Consider the following 17096-nt stretch of genomic DNA (forward strand, 5'->3'; position numbering starts at 1 on the left):
CCGTGCGGGCGCCATGCTTTGGCAGCTGACCCAGATGCTGTGGGTCGGCGGCCTGTGGTTGTTGCAAATCGGTCTGTTGCCGGTGCTGGGGCGAATTGGCCTGGCGCCGCTACTGATCGATGAAATCGCCGGCACGCTCAATGCGTTGATAGTGGGTTTCGCCACGGCGTGTTTGATTTTTCAGGCTTTGGTGCTGATTAAGGCCGAGGGCCTTGTCAGTCTATGGCGGGATATTCGCGGGCAGCTGCTGTTGATGGCGCTGTGCGCGTGCGCGATGTACTTCGCGGTGCGTTTCGGTTGGCCGGATGCCGTGCGTTGGCAGGCGTTCAGCTATCTTGTTCTGGGCTTTTGCGGAGTGGTGCTGGTGTTGCAGCCGGTGCCGGGATGGAGTGGCAGGGTGCGCGAAGCACACCCTTGACCCTTGCCATCACTTGAAGCGATGGACGTTCGACAGCTGCTTGTTGACGCTGAAGTTCTTGCGGTAGATCAGTGCCATCTTGCCGATGACCTGAACCAGATCCGCTTTGCCGACCTTGCAGAGCTCTGCAATGGACGCCAGGCGCGATTCGCGATCGAGGATGTTGAGCTTGATCTTGATCAGCTCGTGATCCGCCAAAGCGCGCTCGAGTTCGGCTAACACACCTTCAGTCAAACCATTGTCTGCCACAATCAAAACTGGTTTCAGATGGTGGCCAATGGATTTGTACTGTTTCTTCTGCTCTTGAGTGAGCGGCATAATCTGACCCCTGCGTCTGATCTTGTAAAAAGCGGCGGCCAGTTTACCCGAGCGAGTCCGGGACCGCCCAGTTAATCACGACCCGTTTTATTTCCGAGGTATCCCGTGGCCCGTTCCAAGACAAGCCTTAACTGGCTGAAAGAACATTTCAACGACCCATTCGTCAAAATGGCACAAAAAGACGGGTACCGTTCCCGCGCCAGCTACAAACTGCTGGAGATCCAGGAAAAGGACCGTCTGATCCGTCCAGGCATGAGCGTAATCGACCTGGGTGCGGCCCCCGGTGGGTGGTCCCAGGTGACCAGTCGTCTGATTGGCGGGCAGGGGACACTGATCGCTTCTGACATTCTGGAAATGGACAGCATCCCGGACGTGACCTTCATTCAGGGCGACTTTACCGAGGATGCCGTGCTGGCCCGGATCCTCGAGGCCGTCGGAAATAAAGAAGTAGACCTTGTGATTTCCGACATGGCCCCCAATATGAGTGGATTACCGGCCGTAGACATGCCGCGAGCGATGTTCCTGTGCGAGTTGGCACTGGATCTTTCGACCCGGGTGCTCAAGCCCGGTGGTGATTTTTTGATCAAGATCTTCCAGGGCGAAGGCTTCGACGAGTTCCACAAGAGCGTTCGTCAGCAGTTCGAGAAGGTGCAGATGCGCAAGCCGACCTCGTCGCGCGACCGTTCTCGCGAGCAGTACCTGCTGGGCCGTGGTTTCCGCGGACGCAGTGAAGGTTGAGTGAATTTTCGATCGAGGTGATAGGATTTTTGTATTACGCCTTGTCAGAATTAGCGAATATTGTGTAGGAAGTGTTTCACAAAGGGTTACAGACGGCGCCTGCCAAGTTGTAGGTAATGTAGTAAGTTAGGCCGGTGAATATCATGCGAAGCGCGCGCCAGTAGCGGAGCTTGCTTCAGAGGGTAGTTAATTGAACGATATGGCAAAGAATCTGATCCTGTGGTTGATCATCGCGGCTGTCCTGGTGACGGTGATGAACAACTTCTCCAGCCCTAACGAGCCGCAGACCCTCAACTATTCCGACTTCATCCAGCAGGTCAAGGATGGCAAGGTCGAGCGCGTGGCGGTTGATGGCTACGTGATTACCGGCAAACGCAACGATGGCGACAGCTTCAAGACCATCCGTCCGGCGATCCAGGACAACGGCCTGATCGGTGATCTGGTGGATAACCACGTCGTGGTCGAAGGCAAGCAGCCTGAACAGCAAAGCATCTGGACCCAGCTTCTGGTCGCCAGCTTCCCGATCCTCGTGATCATCGCCGTGTTCATGTTCTTCATGCGGCAGATGCAGGGCGGTGCGGGTGGCAAGGGCGGGCCGATGAGCTTCGGTAAAAGCAAGGCACGCCTGCTCTCCGAAGATCAGGTGAAAACTACCCTGGCTGACGTTGCCGGTTGCGACGAAGCCAAGGAAGAAGTTGGTGAGTTGGTCGAGTTCCTGCGCGATCCAGGCAAATTCCAGCGCCTGGGTGGCCGCATTCCTCGCGGCGTGCTGATGGTCGGTCCTCCGGGTACCGGTAAAACCTTGCTGGCCAAGGCCATCGCCGGCGAAGCCAAAGTACCGTTCTTCACCATTTCCGGTTCCGACTTCGTTGAAATGTTCGTCGGCGTGGGTGCCAGTCGTGTTCGCGACATGTTCGAGCAGGCCAAGAAACACGCTCCATGCATCATCTTCATCGATGAAATCGATGCGGTCGGTCGCCATCGTGGTGCCGGCATGGGTGGTGGTCACGACGAGCGCGAACAGACTCTCAACCAATTGCTGGTCGAGATGGACGGCTTCGAAATGAATGACGGCATCATCGTGATTGCTGCGACCAACCGTCCCGATGTTCTGGACCCGGCGTTGCTGCGTCCAGGCCGTTTCGACCGTCAGGTTGTGGTAGGTCTGCCGGACATCCGTGGTCGCGAACAGATTCTCAAGGTTCACATGCGCAAAGTGCCTATGGGCGACGACGTTGCTCCGGCCGTGATCGCTCGTGGTACTCCAGGCTTTTCCGGTGCTGACCTGGCCAACCTGGTCAACGAGGCATCGTTGTTCGCTGCCCGTGCCGGCAAGCGCATCGTCGAGATGAAGGAATTCGAGCTGGCGAAAGACAAGATCATGATGGGCGCCGAGCGCAAAACCATGGTCATGTCCGAGAAGGAAAAACAGAACACGGCTTATCACGAAGCGGGCCACGCCATTGTGGGGCGTGTCGTGCCTGAGCATGATCCGGTGTACAAGGTGTCGATCATCCCGCGCGGTCGTGCGCTGGGTGTAACCATGTTCCTCCCGGAAGAGGATCGTTACAGCCTGTCCAAGCGCGCATTGATCAGCCAGATCTGCTCGCTGTACGGCGGTCGTATCGCTGAAGAAATGACCCTGGGCTTCGATGGCGTGACCACCGGTGCTTCCAACGACATCATGCGTGCCAGTCAGATTGCGCGGAACATGGTGACCAAGTGGGGTCTTTCGGAAAAACTCGGCCCGCTGATGTACGCCGAAGAAGAGGGTGAAGTGTTCCTCGGTCGCGGCGGTGGCGGTCAGAATGCAAGCTTCTCTGGTGAGACAGCCAAGCTGATCGACTCCGAAGTGCGCAGCATCATCGATCAGTGCTATGGCACGGCGAAGCAGATTCTCACGGACAACCGTGACAAGCTCGATGCGATGGCCGATGCCTTGATGAAGTACGAAACGATCGATGCCGAGCAGATCGACGACATCATGGCGGGTCGTACACCTCGCGAGCCACGCGACTGGTCGGGTGGCACAGGTACTTCCGGCACCCCTCCGGTGGTGCAGGATGAGCGTCCGGAAACACCGATCGGCGGTCCTGCTGCTGACGTATAAGGTTTGAAATGACTTCTGTTCAGTCCTCGACCCGGTTGCCTTGCGGCAACCGGGTTCTTGATTTGGCCCAGACGCATGTCATGGGTATTCTCAATGTCACTCCTGATTCCTTCTCCGATGGTGGCCAGTACAGCCAGCTCGACGTGGCCATGCGCCATGCCGAAGCCATGGTGGCGGCCGGCGCGACGCTGATCGATGTTGGCGGCGAGTCCACCCGCCCAGGTGCCAGGGCGGTATCGCCGCTGGAGGAGCTGGAGCGCGTAGCGCCCATTGTCGAGCGCATCAGTCGCGAGCTTGACGTCATCATCTCGGTCGACACCTCCACGCCAGCCGTCATGCGTGAAACTGCGCGCCTGGGTGCCGGGTTGATCAATGACGTGCGTTCGTTGCGTCGTGATGGTGCGCTGGATGCTGCGGCGGCCACCGGGCTACCGGTTTGCCTGATGCATATGCTGGGAGAGCCGGGCGATATGCAGGACAATCCACAGTACCAGGACGTTACAAGGGAAGTCGGTGAGTTTCTCGCCGAGCGCATGGTTCAGTGTTCATTGGCGGGTATTGCAGCCGAGCGGATCATTCTTGATCCCGGCTTTGGCTTCGCGAAAACCTTGCAGCACAATCTGAGTTTGTTCAAGCATATGGAAGCCCTGTATGCCTTGGGGCGACCCCTGTTGGTCGGGGTTTCGCGAAAGAGCATGATTGGTCAGGCGTTGAATCGCCAGGTGGGAGACCGGCTGTATGGTGGTTTGGCGCTCGCGGCGCTGGCTACGGCGAAAGGTGCGCGTATATTGCGCGTCCATGATGTAGCCGAAACAATGGATGTGGTGCGGATGATTGCCGCAGTGGAATCAGCCGAATAAGAATGATGGAGCACTTATGAGCAAAAAATATTTTGGCACCGATGGTATTCGTGGGCGTGTCGGGGAATACCCGATTACTCCTGATTTCATGCTCAAGCTCGGCTGGGCTGCAGGTATGGCGTTCCGCAAGATGGGCGCCTGCAAGGTCCTGGTAGGCAAGGACACCCGGATCTCCGGCTACATGTTCGAGTCTGCGCTTGAGGCGGGGCTGACCTCCGCTGGTGCCGATGTAATGCTCCTTGGTCCGATGCCGACCCCGGCGATTGCCTACCTGACGCGCACCTTCCATGCCGAGGCTGGCATCGTGATCAGTGCGTCGCACAATCCGCATGATGACAATGGCATCAAGTTCTTCTCCGGCAAAGGCACCAAGCTTCCGGATGAAGTCGAGCTGATGATTGAAGAGTTGCTCGATACGCCAATGACCGTGGTGGAATCGAGCAAGATCGGCAAGGTATCGCGAATCAACGACGCGTCAGGACGCTATATCGAATTCTGCAAGAGCAGTGTTCCGACCGGCACCAGTTTCACGGGCCTGAAAATCGTGATCGATTGCGCTCACGGTGCGACTTACAAGGTGGCGCCGAGTGTGTTCCGCGAGTTGGGCGCCGAAGTCGTTGTGCTGTCTGCGCAACCGAATGGATTGAACATCAACGACAATTGCGGTTCGACCCATATGGGTCCGCTGCAGGCTGCCGTCGTCGCTGAACAGGCTGACCTGGGTATTGCCTTCGATGGTGACGGTGATCGCGTTCAGATGGTCGATCACACGGGTGCAGTAGTGGACGGCGACGAGTTGCTGTTCATCATTGCCCGTGATCTGCATGAGCGAGGCAAGCTGCAGGGTGGCGTGGTCGGCACCCTGATGAGTAACCTGGGGCTGGAACTGGCCCTGGCTGATCTGGGTATCCCATTCGTGCGTGCCAATGTCGGTGACCGCTATGTCATTGCCGAGCTGTTGGAGCGCAACTGGATCGTGGGTGGTGAAAACTCCGGGCACATCGTGTGCTTCAGCCACACCACCACCGGTGACGCAATCATTGCCGCGCTGCAAGTGTTGATCGCGTTGCGCGCGCGTGAGGAAGGCCTGGCGCAGACCCGGCAGGCGTTGCGCAAGTGCCCTCAGGTGCTGATCAATGTGCGTTTCGGTGGCGGTGCAAGTCCCCTCGATCATCCGTCGGTCAAGGAAGCCAGCGAGCGTGTGACCAAGGCCATGGCAGGTCGGGGGCGTGTGCTGTTGCGCAAGTCCGGGACCGAGCCGCTGGTGCGTGTGATGGTCGAGGGCGAAGACGAAGCACAGGTTCGTGGCTATGCCGAAGAGCTGGCAAAACTGATTACTGAAGTTTCTGCCTGAATTCGGCTTGCCAGCCATGATTGTGTTGGGTAACATCTGCGCCCACTTTGACCGACGAGGTACAGCATGCGTCGCCCTATGGTAGCTGGTAACTGGAAGATGCACGGTACCCGCGCCAGCGTCGCTGAGCTGATCAACGGCCTTCGTGACCTGGCCTTGCCGGGTAGTGTTGATGTCGCGGTATTCCCGCCTTGCCTGCATATCAATCAAGTGATTGATGGTCTGGAAGGAAAGTCGATTTCGGTCGGCGCGCAGAATTCTGCGGTGGAATCCGGACAAGGAGCGTTGACCGGTGAAGTTGCACCGAGTCAGTTGGTGGATGCAGGTTGTTCCCTGGTGCTTGTCGGGCACTCCGAGCGTCGTCAGATCATGGGCGAGCAGGACGGAATGCTGATCCGCAAGTTCGCGGCGGCACAGGCATGTGGCTTGATTCCGGTGCTGTGCATAGGGGAAACCCTTGAGCAGCGTGAAGCCGGAAAGACTCTTGAAGTTGTCTCGCGTCAGCTGGGCAGCATCATTGAGGAGCTGGGTGTCGGTGCCTTTGCCAAGGCAGTGATCGCTTACGAGCCGGTCTGGGCCATTGGCACCGGGCTGACTGCAACGCCACAACAGGCGCAGGATGTGCATGCAGCCATTCGCGCCCAGTTGGCGGCAGAGAATTCTGAAGTCGCGCAAGGTGTGCGGCTTCTATACGGCGGCAGCGTGAAGGCGGCCAATGCGGTCGAACTGTTCGGCATGCCGGATATCGATGGGGGTCTCATTGGTGGGGCTTCCCTGAATGCAGATGAGTTCGGTGCGATTTGTCGCGCCGCGGGAAACTGAAAAAATGCTGGAAACAGTCGTAGTCGTTTTTCATCTGCTGGGTGCATTGGGCGTAGTAGCTCTGGTTTTGCTGCAGCAGGGTAAAGGTGCGGACGCTGGCGCGTCTTTCGGAGCAGGTGCATCAAATACTGTGTTCGGAAGCCAAGGTTCCTCTACCTTTCTTAGTAAGTTTACTGCTATACTTGCCGCAGGTTTTTTCATGACCAGCTTGGGGTTAGGTTACTTTGCTAAAGAGAAGGCTCATCAGCTGACTCAAGCAGGTCTGCCAAATCCAGCGGTACTGGAAGTTCCAAAGCAACAACCGGCTTCTGATGATGTCCCGGTGCTTCAAGAGCAAAAGTCGGCTACTCCAGCGACTGACGTACCTCCAGCTCAAGAGCAGAAGTAAGAAGGGTTTCAAACGTAGTATTGCCGAGGTGGTGGAATTGGTAGACACGCAACCTTGAGGTGGTTGTGCCCATAGGGTGTAGGGGTTCGAGTCCCCTTCTCGGTACCAATTAGTCAGGAGAGCCCGCTGTTGCGGGCTTTCTTGCAGGTGGAAGGTTACATTGACCCTGTAGGGGATCGGTCGTATACTTCCGCCCCAGCTTTGTCGCGGGGTGGAGCAGTCTGGTAGCTCGTCGGGCTCATAACCCGAAGGTCGTCGGTTCAAATCCGGCCCCCGCAACCAGTTTAAGGAGCCCCTTTTAAGGGGCTTTTTGTTAGCTGGACACTTTCAACGCCGCTGTTCGACGGCGTTTCAAGGATGGGCGTTTAGCCCATTTTTTTATTTTCATAGCATGCACATACATGCACTAGGGGGTTCAGGTGTCGAGCAAGCTAGAAGAGTTGCAGGCCTTGCTGGCCCCGGTGGTCGTGGCCCTAGGCTATGAATGCTGGGGTATTGAGTTTTCGGCCCAAGGTCGCCACTCAATGTTGCGCGTTTATATCGATAAAGAAGGCGGCGTACTGGTGGACGATTGCGCCATCGTCAGCCGTCAGATCAGCGGTGTTCTGGATGTTGAAGATCCAATCTCCGTTGAATACACCCTTGAGGTTTCCTCGCCTGGCATGGAACGCCCGCTGTTCACTCTTGAGCAGTTTGCAAAATTTGCCGGTGAACAAGTGAAGATCAAGTTGCGCTCGCCTTTTGAAGGACGACGCAACTTTCAGGGCCTTCTGCGCGGCGTAGAAGAGCAGGATGTCGTGGTGCAGGTAGAAGATCATGAGTTCCTGTTGCCGATCGATATGATCGACAAGGCCAACATTATTCCCAGTTTTGACTGAGGCGTGCCAGATACTGCGGATCCCGCGGATCCAATGGCTTGCGAAAGGCGAGGCGTACGATGAGCAAAGAAGTACTGCTGGTTGTTGAGTCGGTATCCAACGAAAAGGGTGTACCGGCAAACGTTATTTTTGAAGCGCTGGAGCTGGCCCTGGCCACTGCTACCAAAAAGCGTTTCGAAGACGAAGTTGATCTGCGTGTGGAAATCAATCGCCACACGGGTGCATACGAGACATTCCGTCGCTGGACGGTCGTCGAGGAAGCAGACCTGGACGATCCGGCCATCGAAACCTGGCCGAGCAAGGTTGCTGAAACGCACCCTGGCGCCAAGGTCGGTGACGTCGTCGAAGAAAAAATCGAGTCCATCGAGTTCGGCCGCATTGCTGCACAGACTGCCAAGCAAGTCATCGTGCAGAAAGTTCGCGAAGCCGAGCGCGCTCAGGTTGTTGACGCTTACCGCGAGCGCCTGGGTGAAATCATCTCCGGCACCGTGAAAAAAGTCACCCGCGACAACGTGATTGTTGATCTGGGCAACAACGCTGAAGCGTTGCTGGCCCGTGAAGACATCATTTCTCGCGAAACTTTCCGGGTTGGCGTGCGTCTGCGTGCGCTGCTCAAGGAAATCCGCACCGAGAACCGCGGCCCTCAGCTGATCCTGTCGCGTACCGCGCCGGAAATGCTGATCGAGTTGTTCCGCATCGAAGTGCCGGAAATTGCCGAAGGCCTGATCGAAGTGATGGCTGCGTCCCGTGATCCGGGTTCGCGCGCCAAGATCGCCGTTCGCTCCAAGGACAAACGCATCGACCCACAAGGCGCTTGCATCGGTATGCGCGGTTCGCGCGTCCAGGCAGTGTCGGGTGAGTTGGGCGGTGAGCGTGTTGACATCGTTCTGTGGGACGACAACCCGGCTCAGTTCGTGATCAACGCCATGTCCCCGGCCGAGGTTGCGGCAATTATCGTTGACGAAGATGCCCACGCAATGGACATCGCCGTTGGCGCAGACAATCTGGCTCAGGCCATCGGTCGCGGTGGTCAGAACGTGCGTCTGGCCAGCCAGTTGACTGGCTGGACCCTGAACGTGATGACCGAATCGGACATCCAGGCTAAGCAGCAAGCAGAAACCGGCGACATCCTGCGCAATTTCATCGACGAGCTGGAAGTCGACGAAGAACTGGCTCAGGTACTGGTTGATGAAGGCTTCACCAGCCTGGAAGAGATTGCCTACGTACCGTTGGAAGAAATGCTCAACATCGACGGCTTTGACGAGGACATCGTCAACGAGCTTCGCGCTCGTGCCAAGGATCGCTTGTTGACCAAAGCCATCGCTACTGAGGAAAAGCTGGCAGACGCCCATCCGGCCGAAGACCTGCTCTCGCTTGAGGGTATGGACAAGGATTTGGCGATGGAACTGGCGGTGCGCGGCGTAATTACCCGCGAAGACCTGGCCGAGCAGTCTATTGACGACCTGCTCGACATCGACGGCATTGACGATGATCGTGCCGGCAAGTTGATCATGGCCGCCCGAGCCCACTGGTTCGAGTAATTAGGCGCGGCCTGAGGAGAGAAGTGCATGACGCAAGTCACGGTGAAACAACTGGCCGATGAGGTCAAAACACCGGTAGAGCGCCTGTTGCAGCAGATGCGTGAGGCAGGTCTGCCGCACACCGCCGCCGAAGAACATGTGACTGACAGTGAGAAGCAATCCTTGCTGACTCACTTGAAAAGCAGCCACAAGGCGAAAGTGGAAGAACCACGCAAGATTACGCTGCAGCGTAAAACCACCAGCACCCTGCGTGTTGCTGGCAGCAAAAGCATCAGCGTTGAAGTACGCAAAAAGAAAGTCTTCGTACAGCGCAGCCCGGAAGAAATCGAAGCCGAGCGCAAGCGTGAACTGGATGAACGTCGCGCAGTAGAAAATGCTGCACGTCAGAAGGCTGAAGAAGAAGCCAAGCGCCGCGCCGAAGAAGAAGCGCGTCGCCAGCCTGCTGCTGCGCCGATCGCTCCTGTCGAAGCTGTTGCAGCGCCAGTTGCGGTGGCCGAGCCTGTGCGCGAAAGCGCCCCGGTTGTTGTGGCTACCCCGGCTCCTGCGGCGGACACTCGCAAGCGCGACGAACAGCGTCGTCCGGACAAGCCACGTGCCGACGACAACAATCGTCGCGGTGGCGGCGATGGCGAGCGCAAAAACGCTCCGCATCGTGCTTCGGTCAAGGAGAAGGCGCCTGCTCCACGCGTTGCCCCACGTACTACCGACGAAGAAAGCGATGGCTTCCGTCGTGGTGGTCGCGGCAAGGCCAAGCTGAAGAAGCGCAACGCCCACGGTTTCCAGAGCCCAACCGGCCCTGTCGTGCGCGAAGTGAAGATCGGCGAGACCATCACTGTTGGCGATCTCGCTCAGCAGATGTCGGTCAAGGCTGCTGAAATCATCAAGTTCATGTTCAAACTGGGTACCCCTGCGACCATCAACCAGGTACTGGATCAGGAAACTGCCCAGCTGGTTGCCGAAGAGCTGGGCCACAAAGTGACCCTGGTCAGCGACACCGCCCTGGAAGATTCCCTGGCCGAGTCCCTGAAGTTTGAAGGTGAAGCGGTTTCCCGTGCGCCGGTCGTGACCGTAATGGGCCACGTTGACCACGGTAAGACCTCCCTGCTCGACTACATCCGTCGTGCCAAGGTTGCTGCTGGCGAAGCCGGTGGTATCACCCAGCACATCGGTGCGTACCACGTTGAAACCGACCGTGGCATGGTGACGTTCCTCGACACCCCTGGTCACGCCGCGTTCACCGCGATGCGTGCCCGTGGTGCCAAGGCGACCGACATCGTGATCCTGGTGGTTGCAGCGGACGACGGCGTAATGCCGCAAACCATCGAAGCTGTTCAGCACGCTCAGGCTGCTGGCGTTCCGCTGGTTGTCGCGGTGAACAAGATCGACAAGCCAGGTGCTGACCTCGATCGCATCCGTAGCGAACTGTCGGTACACGGCGTGACATCGGAAGATTGGGGTGGTGACACGCCATTCGTACCGGTTTCGGCGAAAATGGGTACTGGCGTCGACGAATTGCTCGAAGCGGTATTGCTGCAAGCCGAAGTTCTGGAACTGACCGCAACCCCATCGGCTCCTGGCCGTGGTGTCGTGGTTGAATCCCGCCTGGACAAGGGCCGCGGCCCGGTGGCTACCGTTCTGGTTCAGGACGGTACCCTGCGTCAGGGCGACATGGTCCTGGTCGGTTCGAACTATGGCCGCGTTCGCGCCATGCTCGACGAGAACGGCAAGCCAATCAAGGAAGCCGGTCCGGCCATCCCTGTCGAGATCCTCGGCCTGGACGGTACCCCGGACGCTGGCGACGAGATGAGCGTGGTTGCCGACGAGAAGAAAGCCCGTGAAGTGGCTCTGTTCCGTCAAGGCAAGTTCCGCGAAGTCAAACTGGCTCGCGCTCACGCCGGCAAGCTGGAAAACATCTTCGAAAGCATGGGTCAGGAAGAGAAGAAGACGCTCAACATCGTCCTCAAATCCGACGTCCGTGGTTCGCTGGAAGCTTTGCAGGGCGCTCTGAACGGCCTGGGCAACGACGAAGTGCAAGTGCGCGTTGTCGGTGGCGGTGTCGGTGGTATCACCGAATCCGACGCCAACCTGGCACTGGCTTCCAACGCTGTACTGTTCGGCTTCAACGTGCGTGCCGATGCTGGCGCACGGAAAATCGTCGAGCAGGAAGGTCTGGACATGCGTTACTACAACGTAATCTACGACATTATCGAAGACGTCAAGAAAGCCCTGACCGGTATGCTTGGCAGCGATGTTCGCGAGAACATCCTCGGTGTGGCCGAAGTCCGTGACGTGTTCCGTTCGCCTAAGTTTGGCGCTATCGCCGGCTGCATGGTGATCGAGGGTACTGTTCACCGTAACCGTCCGATCCGCGTACTGCGTGAAGACATCGTTATCTTCGAAGGCGAGCTGGAATCCCTGCGCCGCTTCAAGGATGACGCTTCCGAAGTGCGTGCCGGCATGGAGTGCGGTATCGGCGTGAAGAGCTACAACGACGTCAAGGTCGGTGACAAGATCGAAGTCTTCGAGAAGGTGCAGGTTGCTCGCAGCCTCTGACTCGCGCACTTCAAGAGCCGTGACGGGTAGCCGCATGCAAGTGCGCAGCTCGTCACCAGGACTCTAAACGCAACGCCCGGTCTGGCTTTTGTCAGGCCGGGCGTTTGCCGCTTTCAGACCTTGCGGGTTTAGCCGTGGGGCAGTAACAGGTAACAATACATGGCAAAAGAATACAGCCGTACCCAACGTATCGGCGATCAGATGCAGCGCGAGCTGGCACAACTGATCCGTCGTGAAGTCAAAGACCCGCGCGTCGGCCTGGTCACCATTACCGCAGTGGAAGTCAGCCGTGACGTCGGTCACGCCAAGATCTTCATCACCGTGATGGGTCAGGATAGCGCCGAAGAAATTGCACAAAGCATCAAGGTGCTGAACTCTGCCGCCGGCTTCCTGCGCATGCAGCTGGCTCGCGAGATGAAGCTGCGCAGCGTTCCACAGCTGCACTTCCACTACGACGAAAGCGTCGTGCGTGGTGCACATCTGTCGGCATTGATCGAGCGCGCAGTGGCTGAAGACAATCACCATCCGGTTGCGGCAGAAGCCGAAGACACCAAGGAGTAATCGGTGGCTCAGGTCAAACGTATCCGTCGTAACGTCAGCGGCATTATCCTGCTCGACAAACCGCTGGGGTTTACCTCCAACGCGGCCTTGCAGAAGGTTCGCTGGTTGCTGAACGCCGAAAAGGCAGGTCATACCGGCAGCCTCGATCCCTTGGCCTCCGGCGTGTTGCCGTTGTGCTTCGGCGAGGCGACCAAGTTCTCGCAGTACCTGCTCGATTCCGACAAGGGTTATGAAACCCTGGCGCAGCTGGGCAAGACGACCACCACGGCGGATGCCGAAGGTGAAGTTTTGCAGGAGCGTCCGGTGACCGTTGGTCGCGCCGACATCGAGGCCGTACTGCCGAAATTTCGTGGGCAAATCAGTCAGATACCGCCGATGTACTCGGCGCTCAAGCGTGATGGCCAGCCGCTGTACAAGCTGGCTCGTGCAGGCGAAGTAGTGGAGCGCGAACCGCGTTCTGTTACTATTACGCGCTTGGAATTGCTGGCCTTCGAAGGCGATACTGTGCGGCTGGCGGTGGATTGCAGCAAAGGCACCTATATCCGTACCCTGGTGGAGGATATCGGTGAGCAACTCGGTTGTGGCGCTTACGTTGCAGAACTGCGACGTACCCAGGCCGGGCCATTCACCCTGGCGCAGACGGTTACTCTGGAAGAGCTGGAAGCGGTACATGCCGAAGGCGGCAACGAAGCGGTCGATCGCTTCCTGATGCCATCGGACAGCGGCCTGCTGGATTGGCCACTGTTGCAGTTCTCGGAAGCGAGCGCGTTCTACTGGCTCAACGGCCAGCCGGTACGTGCCCCGGATGCTCCGAAGTTCGGCATGGTGCGGGTACAGGATCACAATGGTCGCTTCATCGGTATCGGTGAAGTGAGCGAAGACGGGCGTATCGCGCCGCGTCGACTGATTCGGTCAGAATGACCGGACGAGGGTGGCTGTTAACAGGCACGGTCACTACTCTTTTTTAGATACAGGGATTTGTCCCTGGCCTGTTGAAACTGTTTTTCTGAAACAGTTTCCTGATAAAAGGATTGCCTCATGGCTCTCGACGTTCAAGAAAAAGCTCAAATCGTAGCTGACTACCAGCAAGCCGTTGGTGACACTGGTTCGCCAGAAGTGCAAGTTGCACTGCTGACCGCCAACATCAACAAACTGCAAGGTCACTTCAAGGCCAACGGTAAAGATCACCACTCCCGTCGTGGTCTGATCCGCATGGTTAACCAGCGTCGTAAGCTGCTGGACTACCTGAAAGGCAAGGACGTGAGCCGTTACAGCGCTCTGATCGCTCGCCTGGGTCTGCGTCGCTAACAAGCGATTGCGCTAGAGGTTGGTTGTCTGTCGTGCGTCAGCGGGTTTCCCGCCAGCGCATGGCAGGCTTCCAGCCTCAAGTTTTATCTGGATACCTGCTTTACCTGCGTGAGTGTACCCCGGACAACCGGTCGGGCCGATTCCCGGCGTTGCCCAAGAATTTCGCAAGAAACCAGTTCCCCCAAGAGCCACAAAGAAGGTAGGACACCGTGAACCCGGTAATCAAAAAATTCCAGTTCGGTCAGTCGACCGTTACCCTCGAGACTGGCCGTATCGCCCGTCAGGCCTCCGGCGCAGTATTGGTCACCGTTGACGACGACGTCAGCGTATTGGTGACCGTAGTCGGCGCCAAGCAAGCCGATCCAGGCAAGGGCTTCTTCCCTCTGTCTGTTCACTACCAGGAAAAGACTTACGCTGCCGGTAAGATCCCTGGCGGTTTCTTCAAGCGCGAAGGCCGTCCTTCCGAGAAAGAAACCCTGACTTCCCGACTGATCGACCGTCCGATCCGTCCGCTGTTCCCGGAAGGCTTCATGAACGAAGTGCAGGTTGTCTGCACCGTCGTTTCCACCAGCAAGAAGACCGATCCGGACATCGCTGCGATGATCGGTACCTCGGCTGCCCTGGCCATCTCCGGCATTCCTTTCGATGGCCCGATCGGCGCTGCCCGCGTTGCGTTCCACGAAAGCACCGGCTACCTGCTGAACCCGACTTACGAGCAACTGGCTGCTTCGAGCCTGGACATGGTCGTTGCCGGTACTTCGGAAGCTGTTCTGATGGTTGAATCGGAAGCCAAAGAGCTGACCGAAGACCAGATGCTGGGCGCCGTACTGTTCGCCCACGACGAGTTCCAGGCCGTGATCCAGGCCGTCAAGGAGCTGGCCGCCGAAGCTGCCAAGCCAACCTGGACCTGGGCTCCACAAGCTGAAGCCACCGAACTGCTGGGCGCCATCCGTGCCGAGTTCGGCGAAGCGATCTCCCAGGCTTACACCATCACCGTCAAGGCCGACCGTTACGCTCGCCTGGGTGAACTGAAAGACCAGGTCGTTGCCAAGCTGTCCGGCGAAGAAGGCCAGCCTTCCGCTGCTGACGTCAAAGCGGCTTTCGGCGAAATCGAATACCGCACCGTTCGCGAAAACATCGTAAACGGCAAGCCACGTATCGACGGTCGCGACACTCGCACCGTGCGTCCGCTGAACATCGAAGTCGGCGTTCTGCCAAAAACCCACGGTTCGGCCCTGTTCACCCGTGGCGAAACCCAGGCTCTGGTAGTCGCGACGCTGGGCACCGCCCGTGACGCACAGCTGCTGGACACCCTGGAAGGCGAGAAAAAAGACCCGTTCATGCTGCACTACAACTTCCCTCCGTTCTCGGTGGGCGAGTGTGGTCGCATGGGTGGCGCCGGTCGTCGCGAAATCGGTCACGGCCGTCTGGCCCGTCGTTCGGTTCAGGCCATGCTGCCTGCCGCTGACGTGTTCCCGTACACCATCCGTGTTGTGTCGGAAATCACCGAATCCAACGGATCGAGCTCGATGGCTTCCGTTTGCGGTGCTTCCCTGGCCCTGATGGACGCCGGTGTGCCGATGAAGGCACCGGTTGCCGGTATCGCCATGGGTCTGGTTAAAGAAGGCGAGAAATTCGCCGTCCTGACCGACATCCTGGGTGACGAAGACCACCTGGGCGACATGGACTTCAAGGTAGCCGGTACCGCCAAAGGCGTAACCGCGCTGCAGATGGACATCAAGATCAAGGGCATCACCGAAGAGATCATGGAAATCGCTCTGGGCCAAGCCCTGGAAGCGCGCCTGAACATCCTCGGCCAGATGAACCAGATCATTGGCCAGTCGCGTACCGAACTGTCGGCCAACGCTCCGACCATGATCGCGATGAAAATCGACACCGACAAAATCCGTGATGTCATCGGTAAAGGCGGCGCGACCATTCGTGCGATCTGCGAAGAGACCAAAGCTTCGATCGACATCGAAGACGACGGCTCGATCAAGATCTTCGGCGAAACCAAGGACGCGGCTGAAGCAGCACGTCAGCGCGTTCTGGGTATCACCGCTGAAGCCGAAATCGGCAAGATCTACGTCGGCAAGGTTGAGCGCATCGTCGACTTCGGTGCATTCGTCAACATCCTGCCGGGCAAGGACGGTCTGGTTCACATCTCCATGCTGAGCGATGCTCGCGTTGAGAAAGTGACCGATATCCTGAAAGAAGGCCAGGAAGTGGAAGTGCTGGTACTGGACGTGGACAACCGCGGCCGTATCAAACTGTCCATCAAGGACGTGGCAGCGGCCAAGGCTTCGGGCGTTTAATCACGCCCCACGTCTGACCGCTTCAACGTTGTAAAAAAATGCCCCGCCGTGAAAACGGAGGGGCATTTTTTTGTCTGTAGATCACAGAGATGATTGACGACGTTGCCGGAGCTGAAACTCAGTGCTAGGTTTAGCCCACAGCCCGTGTAGCTCAGCCGGTAGAGCAGCGCACTCGTAACGCGAAGGTCGCAGGTTCGATTCCTGTCTCGGGCACCACATCCTCTCGGTTATTTCACCTTTCTGCTCAAGTCCTCGACGGTCCGTTTGAGGTTATCGAGTTCGCGGTCCTGATCGCTGACTTCCCGCTTCAGGCTGGAAATCTCGCTGCTGTTTGAACTGGAGCTTGAGTCTCTATTGCGTTTGAGTTCTTCAACCTGCTTGCCGAGGTTGTTGATGTCGCGCTCCTGTTCGGCCACCGTGCGCTTGAGTTCGTCGATTTCCTTGCTGCTGGAGCTTGAGCTGGAACCATTGCTGCGCTTGAGCTCTTCGATCTGCCGGGTCTGATTGTTGATCGTCTCCTGCAATTCTTTCAGATCGTCGACGCTGTATTCGCTTCTGATCAGTACCTCTTTGCCGTATTCATTGTGAATGACCGTGAACTTGTCGCCAGAGGACGTGTAGCCGCTACTCAATTCAACACTGGCCAGTGCGGTTCCCGGTAGCGGCAGGGCCCCCAGCAAGGTTGTCATCACCGTTGCGGACAGAACAGACGAAAACTTCGAAAAGCTGCGCATCACTAAGGTTCCTTGTGAGGTGCCGGCATGGCATATTGCTATGACTCGGAATATAAATTTATGTTCCCGTCACCATCAACACATCGTGTGCACGACTTTTTGCAGGGAGATGTAAAGAGTCGTGTAAATCGTCCGACAAACATCCTATATTCGGAGCCTGCATGAGCTTCGCCCAGCAGTTTTCAGATGATCCCGAAT

The 17096-nt window shown here is 57.7% G+C and carries 16 protein-coding genes and 3 tRNA genes; 17 read left to right on the plus strand and 2 right to left on the minus strand.

Going from position 1 to position 17096, the window contains the following annotated elements; translation table 11 throughout:
* Positions 1-13 precede the first annotated feature (13 nt).
* Entirely contained in the window at positions 14-418 is a 405-nt protein-coding gene (locus tag CAF65_RS24755; RefSeq protein WP_085718635.1) for an MFS transporter, read from the plus strand.
* 9 nt (positions 419-427) lie between these two features.
* Here CAF65_RS24755 and CAF65_RS24760 read toward each other — a convergent pair whose 3' ends face one another.
* Positions 428-736 carry a YhbY family RNA-binding protein gene (locus CAF65_RS24760; RefSeq protein ID WP_007942889.1) on the minus strand — a complete coding sequence of 103 codons (309 nt, stop codon included), beginning with the start codon at positions 734-736 and terminating at the stop codon, positions 428-430.
* A 105-nt stretch (positions 737-841) separates the two neighbouring features.
* On the opposite strand from CAF65_RS24760, the gene rlmE reads away from it, so the two are divergent.
* The 16 genes from rlmE (at position 842) to CAF65_RS24840 (ending at position 16380) form a co-directional block, all read left to right on the plus strand.
* Positions 842-1474, plus strand: a complete 633-nt coding sequence (gene rlmE / locus CAF65_RS24765; RefSeq protein ID WP_085718636.1) for a 23S rRNA (uridine(2552)-2'-O)-methyltransferase RlmE — start codon at positions 842-844, stop codon at positions 1472-1474.
* A 199-nt stretch (positions 1475-1673) separates the two neighbouring features.
* Entirely contained in the window at positions 1674-3584 is a 1911-nt protein-coding gene (gene ftsH / locus CAF65_RS24770) for an ATP-dependent zinc metalloprotease FtsH (protein WP_085718637.1), read from the plus strand.
* 8 nt (positions 3585-3592) lie between these two features.
* Positions 3593-4444 (plus strand): dihydropteroate synthase, encoded by an 852-nt coding sequence (gene folP / locus CAF65_RS24775; protein WP_085718638.1) that lies wholly within the window; start codon positions 3593-3595, stop codon positions 4442-4444.
* A gap of 16 nt (positions 4445-4460) precedes the next feature.
* On the plus strand, positions 4461-5798 hold the full coding sequence (gene glmM / locus CAF65_RS24780; protein WP_085718639.1) for a phosphoglucosamine mutase: 1338 nt from the start codon (positions 4461-4463) through the stop codon (positions 5796-5798).
* A gap of 66 nt (positions 5799-5864) precedes the next feature.
* On the plus strand, positions 5865-6620 hold the full coding sequence (tpiA, locus tag CAF65_RS24785) for a triose-phosphate isomerase (protein ID WP_008018782.1): 756 nt from the start codon (positions 5865-5867) through the stop codon (positions 6618-6620).
* Between the two features lie 4 nt (positions 6621-6624).
* Positions 6625-7008, plus strand: a complete 384-nt coding sequence (gene secG, locus CAF65_RS24790) for a preprotein translocase subunit SecG (protein WP_057398830.1) — start codon at positions 6625-6627, stop codon at positions 7006-7008.
* 22 nt (positions 7009-7030) lie between these two features.
* Positions 7031-7116 (plus strand) — tRNA-Leu (locus tag CAF65_RS24795).
* Between the two features lie 97 nt (positions 7117-7213).
* Positions 7214-7290 (plus strand) — tRNA-Met (locus tag CAF65_RS24800).
* Between the two features lie 137 nt (positions 7291-7427).
* A complete protein-coding gene (gene rimP / locus CAF65_RS24805; protein ID WP_007973115.1) occupies positions 7428-7886 on the plus strand; it encodes a ribosome maturation factor RimP in 459 nt (152 codons plus the stop codon).
* A 59-nt stretch (positions 7887-7945) separates the two neighbouring features.
* Entirely contained in the window at positions 7946-9427 is a 1482-nt protein-coding gene (gene nusA, locus CAF65_RS24810; protein ID WP_047537517.1) for a transcription termination factor NusA, read from the plus strand.
* 27 nt (positions 9428-9454) lie between these two features.
* Positions 9455-11980: a translation initiation factor IF-2 gene (infB, locus tag CAF65_RS24815; protein ID WP_085718640.1), complete on the plus strand. Its 2526-nt coding sequence runs from the start codon at positions 9455-9457 to the stop codon at positions 11978-11980.
* 159 nt (positions 11981-12139) lie between these two features.
* Positions 12140-12541, plus strand: a complete 402-nt coding sequence (rbfA, locus tag CAF65_RS24820; protein ID WP_085718641.1) for a 30S ribosome-binding factor RbfA — start codon at positions 12140-12142, stop codon at positions 12539-12541.
* Between the two features lie 3 nt (positions 12542-12544).
* Positions 12545-13462 (plus strand): tRNA pseudouridine(55) synthase TruB, encoded by a 918-nt coding sequence (truB, locus tag CAF65_RS24825; protein ID WP_085718642.1) that lies wholly within the window; start codon positions 12545-12547, stop codon positions 13460-13462.
* A 117-nt stretch (positions 13463-13579) separates the two neighbouring features.
* Positions 13580-13849, plus strand: a complete 270-nt coding sequence (gene rpsO, locus CAF65_RS24830; RefSeq protein WP_011332409.1) for a 30S ribosomal protein S15 — start codon at positions 13580-13582, stop codon at positions 13847-13849.
* A gap of 209 nt (positions 13850-14058) precedes the next feature.
* Positions 14059-16164 carry a polyribonucleotide nucleotidyltransferase gene (gene pnp, locus CAF65_RS24835; protein ID WP_085718643.1) on the plus strand — a complete coding sequence of 702 codons (2106 nt, stop codon included), beginning with the start codon at positions 14059-14061 and terminating at the stop codon, positions 16162-16164.
* A gap of 140 nt (positions 16165-16304) precedes the next feature.
* Positions 16305-16380: transfer RNA gene (locus tag CAF65_RS24840), tRNA-Thr, on the plus strand.
* A gap of 11 nt (positions 16381-16391) precedes the next feature.
* On the opposite strand, the gene CAF65_RS24845 is transcribed toward CAF65_RS24840, so the two are convergent.
* Positions 16392-16898 (minus strand): hypothetical protein, encoded by a 507-nt coding sequence (locus tag CAF65_RS24845; protein ID WP_085718644.1) that lies wholly within the window; start codon positions 16896-16898, stop codon positions 16392-16394.
* Between the last annotated feature and the right edge of the window lie 198 nt (positions 16899-17096).

Origin of the sequence: Pseudomonas sp. B28(2017), assembly GCF_002113025.1 — a bacterium.
Taxonomy (GTDB): Bacteria; Pseudomonadota; Gammaproteobacteria; order Pseudomonadales; family Pseudomonadaceae; genus Aquipseudomonas.

What these genes read in the sequence shown, in the direction of transcription:
- CAF65_RS24755 (WP_085718635.1), top strand. Translation starts at nt 14, where the DNA reads ATGCTTTGGCAGCTGACCCAGATGCTGTGGGTCGGCGGCCTGTGGTTG.
- CAF65_RS24760 (WP_007942889.1), bottom strand. Translation starts at nt 736, where the DNA reads ATGCCGCTCACTCAAGAGCAGAAGAAACAGTACAAATCCATTGGCCAC.
- ftsH (WP_085718637.1), top strand. Translation starts at nt 1,674, where the DNA reads ATGGCAAAGAATCTGATCCTGTGGTTGATCATCGCGGCTGTCCTGGTG.
- folP (WP_085718638.1), top strand. Translation starts at nt 3,593, where the DNA reads ATGACTTCTGTTCAGTCCTCGACCCGGTTGCCTTGCGGCAACCGGGTT.
- glmM (WP_085718639.1), top strand. Translation starts at nt 4,461, where the DNA reads ATGAGCAAAAAATATTTTGGCACCGATGGTATTCGTGGGCGTGTCGGG.
- tpiA (WP_008018782.1), top strand. Translation starts at nt 5,865, where the DNA reads ATGCGTCGCCCTATGGTAGCTGGTAACTGGAAGATGCACGGTACCCGC.
- secG (WP_057398830.1), top strand. Translation starts at nt 6,625, where the DNA reads ATGCTGGAAACAGTCGTAGTCGTTTTTCATCTGCTGGGTGCATTGGGC.
- nusA (WP_047537517.1), top strand. Translation starts at nt 7,946, where the DNA reads ATGAGCAAAGAAGTACTGCTGGTTGTTGAGTCGGTATCCAACGAAAAG.
- infB (WP_085718640.1), top strand. Translation starts at nt 9,455, where the DNA reads ATGACGCAAGTCACGGTGAAACAACTGGCCGATGAGGTCAAAACACCG.
- rbfA (WP_085718641.1), top strand. Translation starts at nt 12,140, where the DNA reads ATGGCAAAAGAATACAGCCGTACCCAACGTATCGGCGATCAGATGCAG.
- rpsO (WP_011332409.1), top strand. Translation starts at nt 13,580, where the DNA reads ATGGCTCTCGACGTTCAAGAAAAAGCTCAAATCGTAGCTGACTACCAG.
- CAF65_RS24845 (WP_085718644.1), bottom strand. Translation starts at nt 16,898, where the DNA reads ATGCGCAGCTTTTCGAAGTTTTCGTCTGTTCTGTCCGCAACGGTGATG.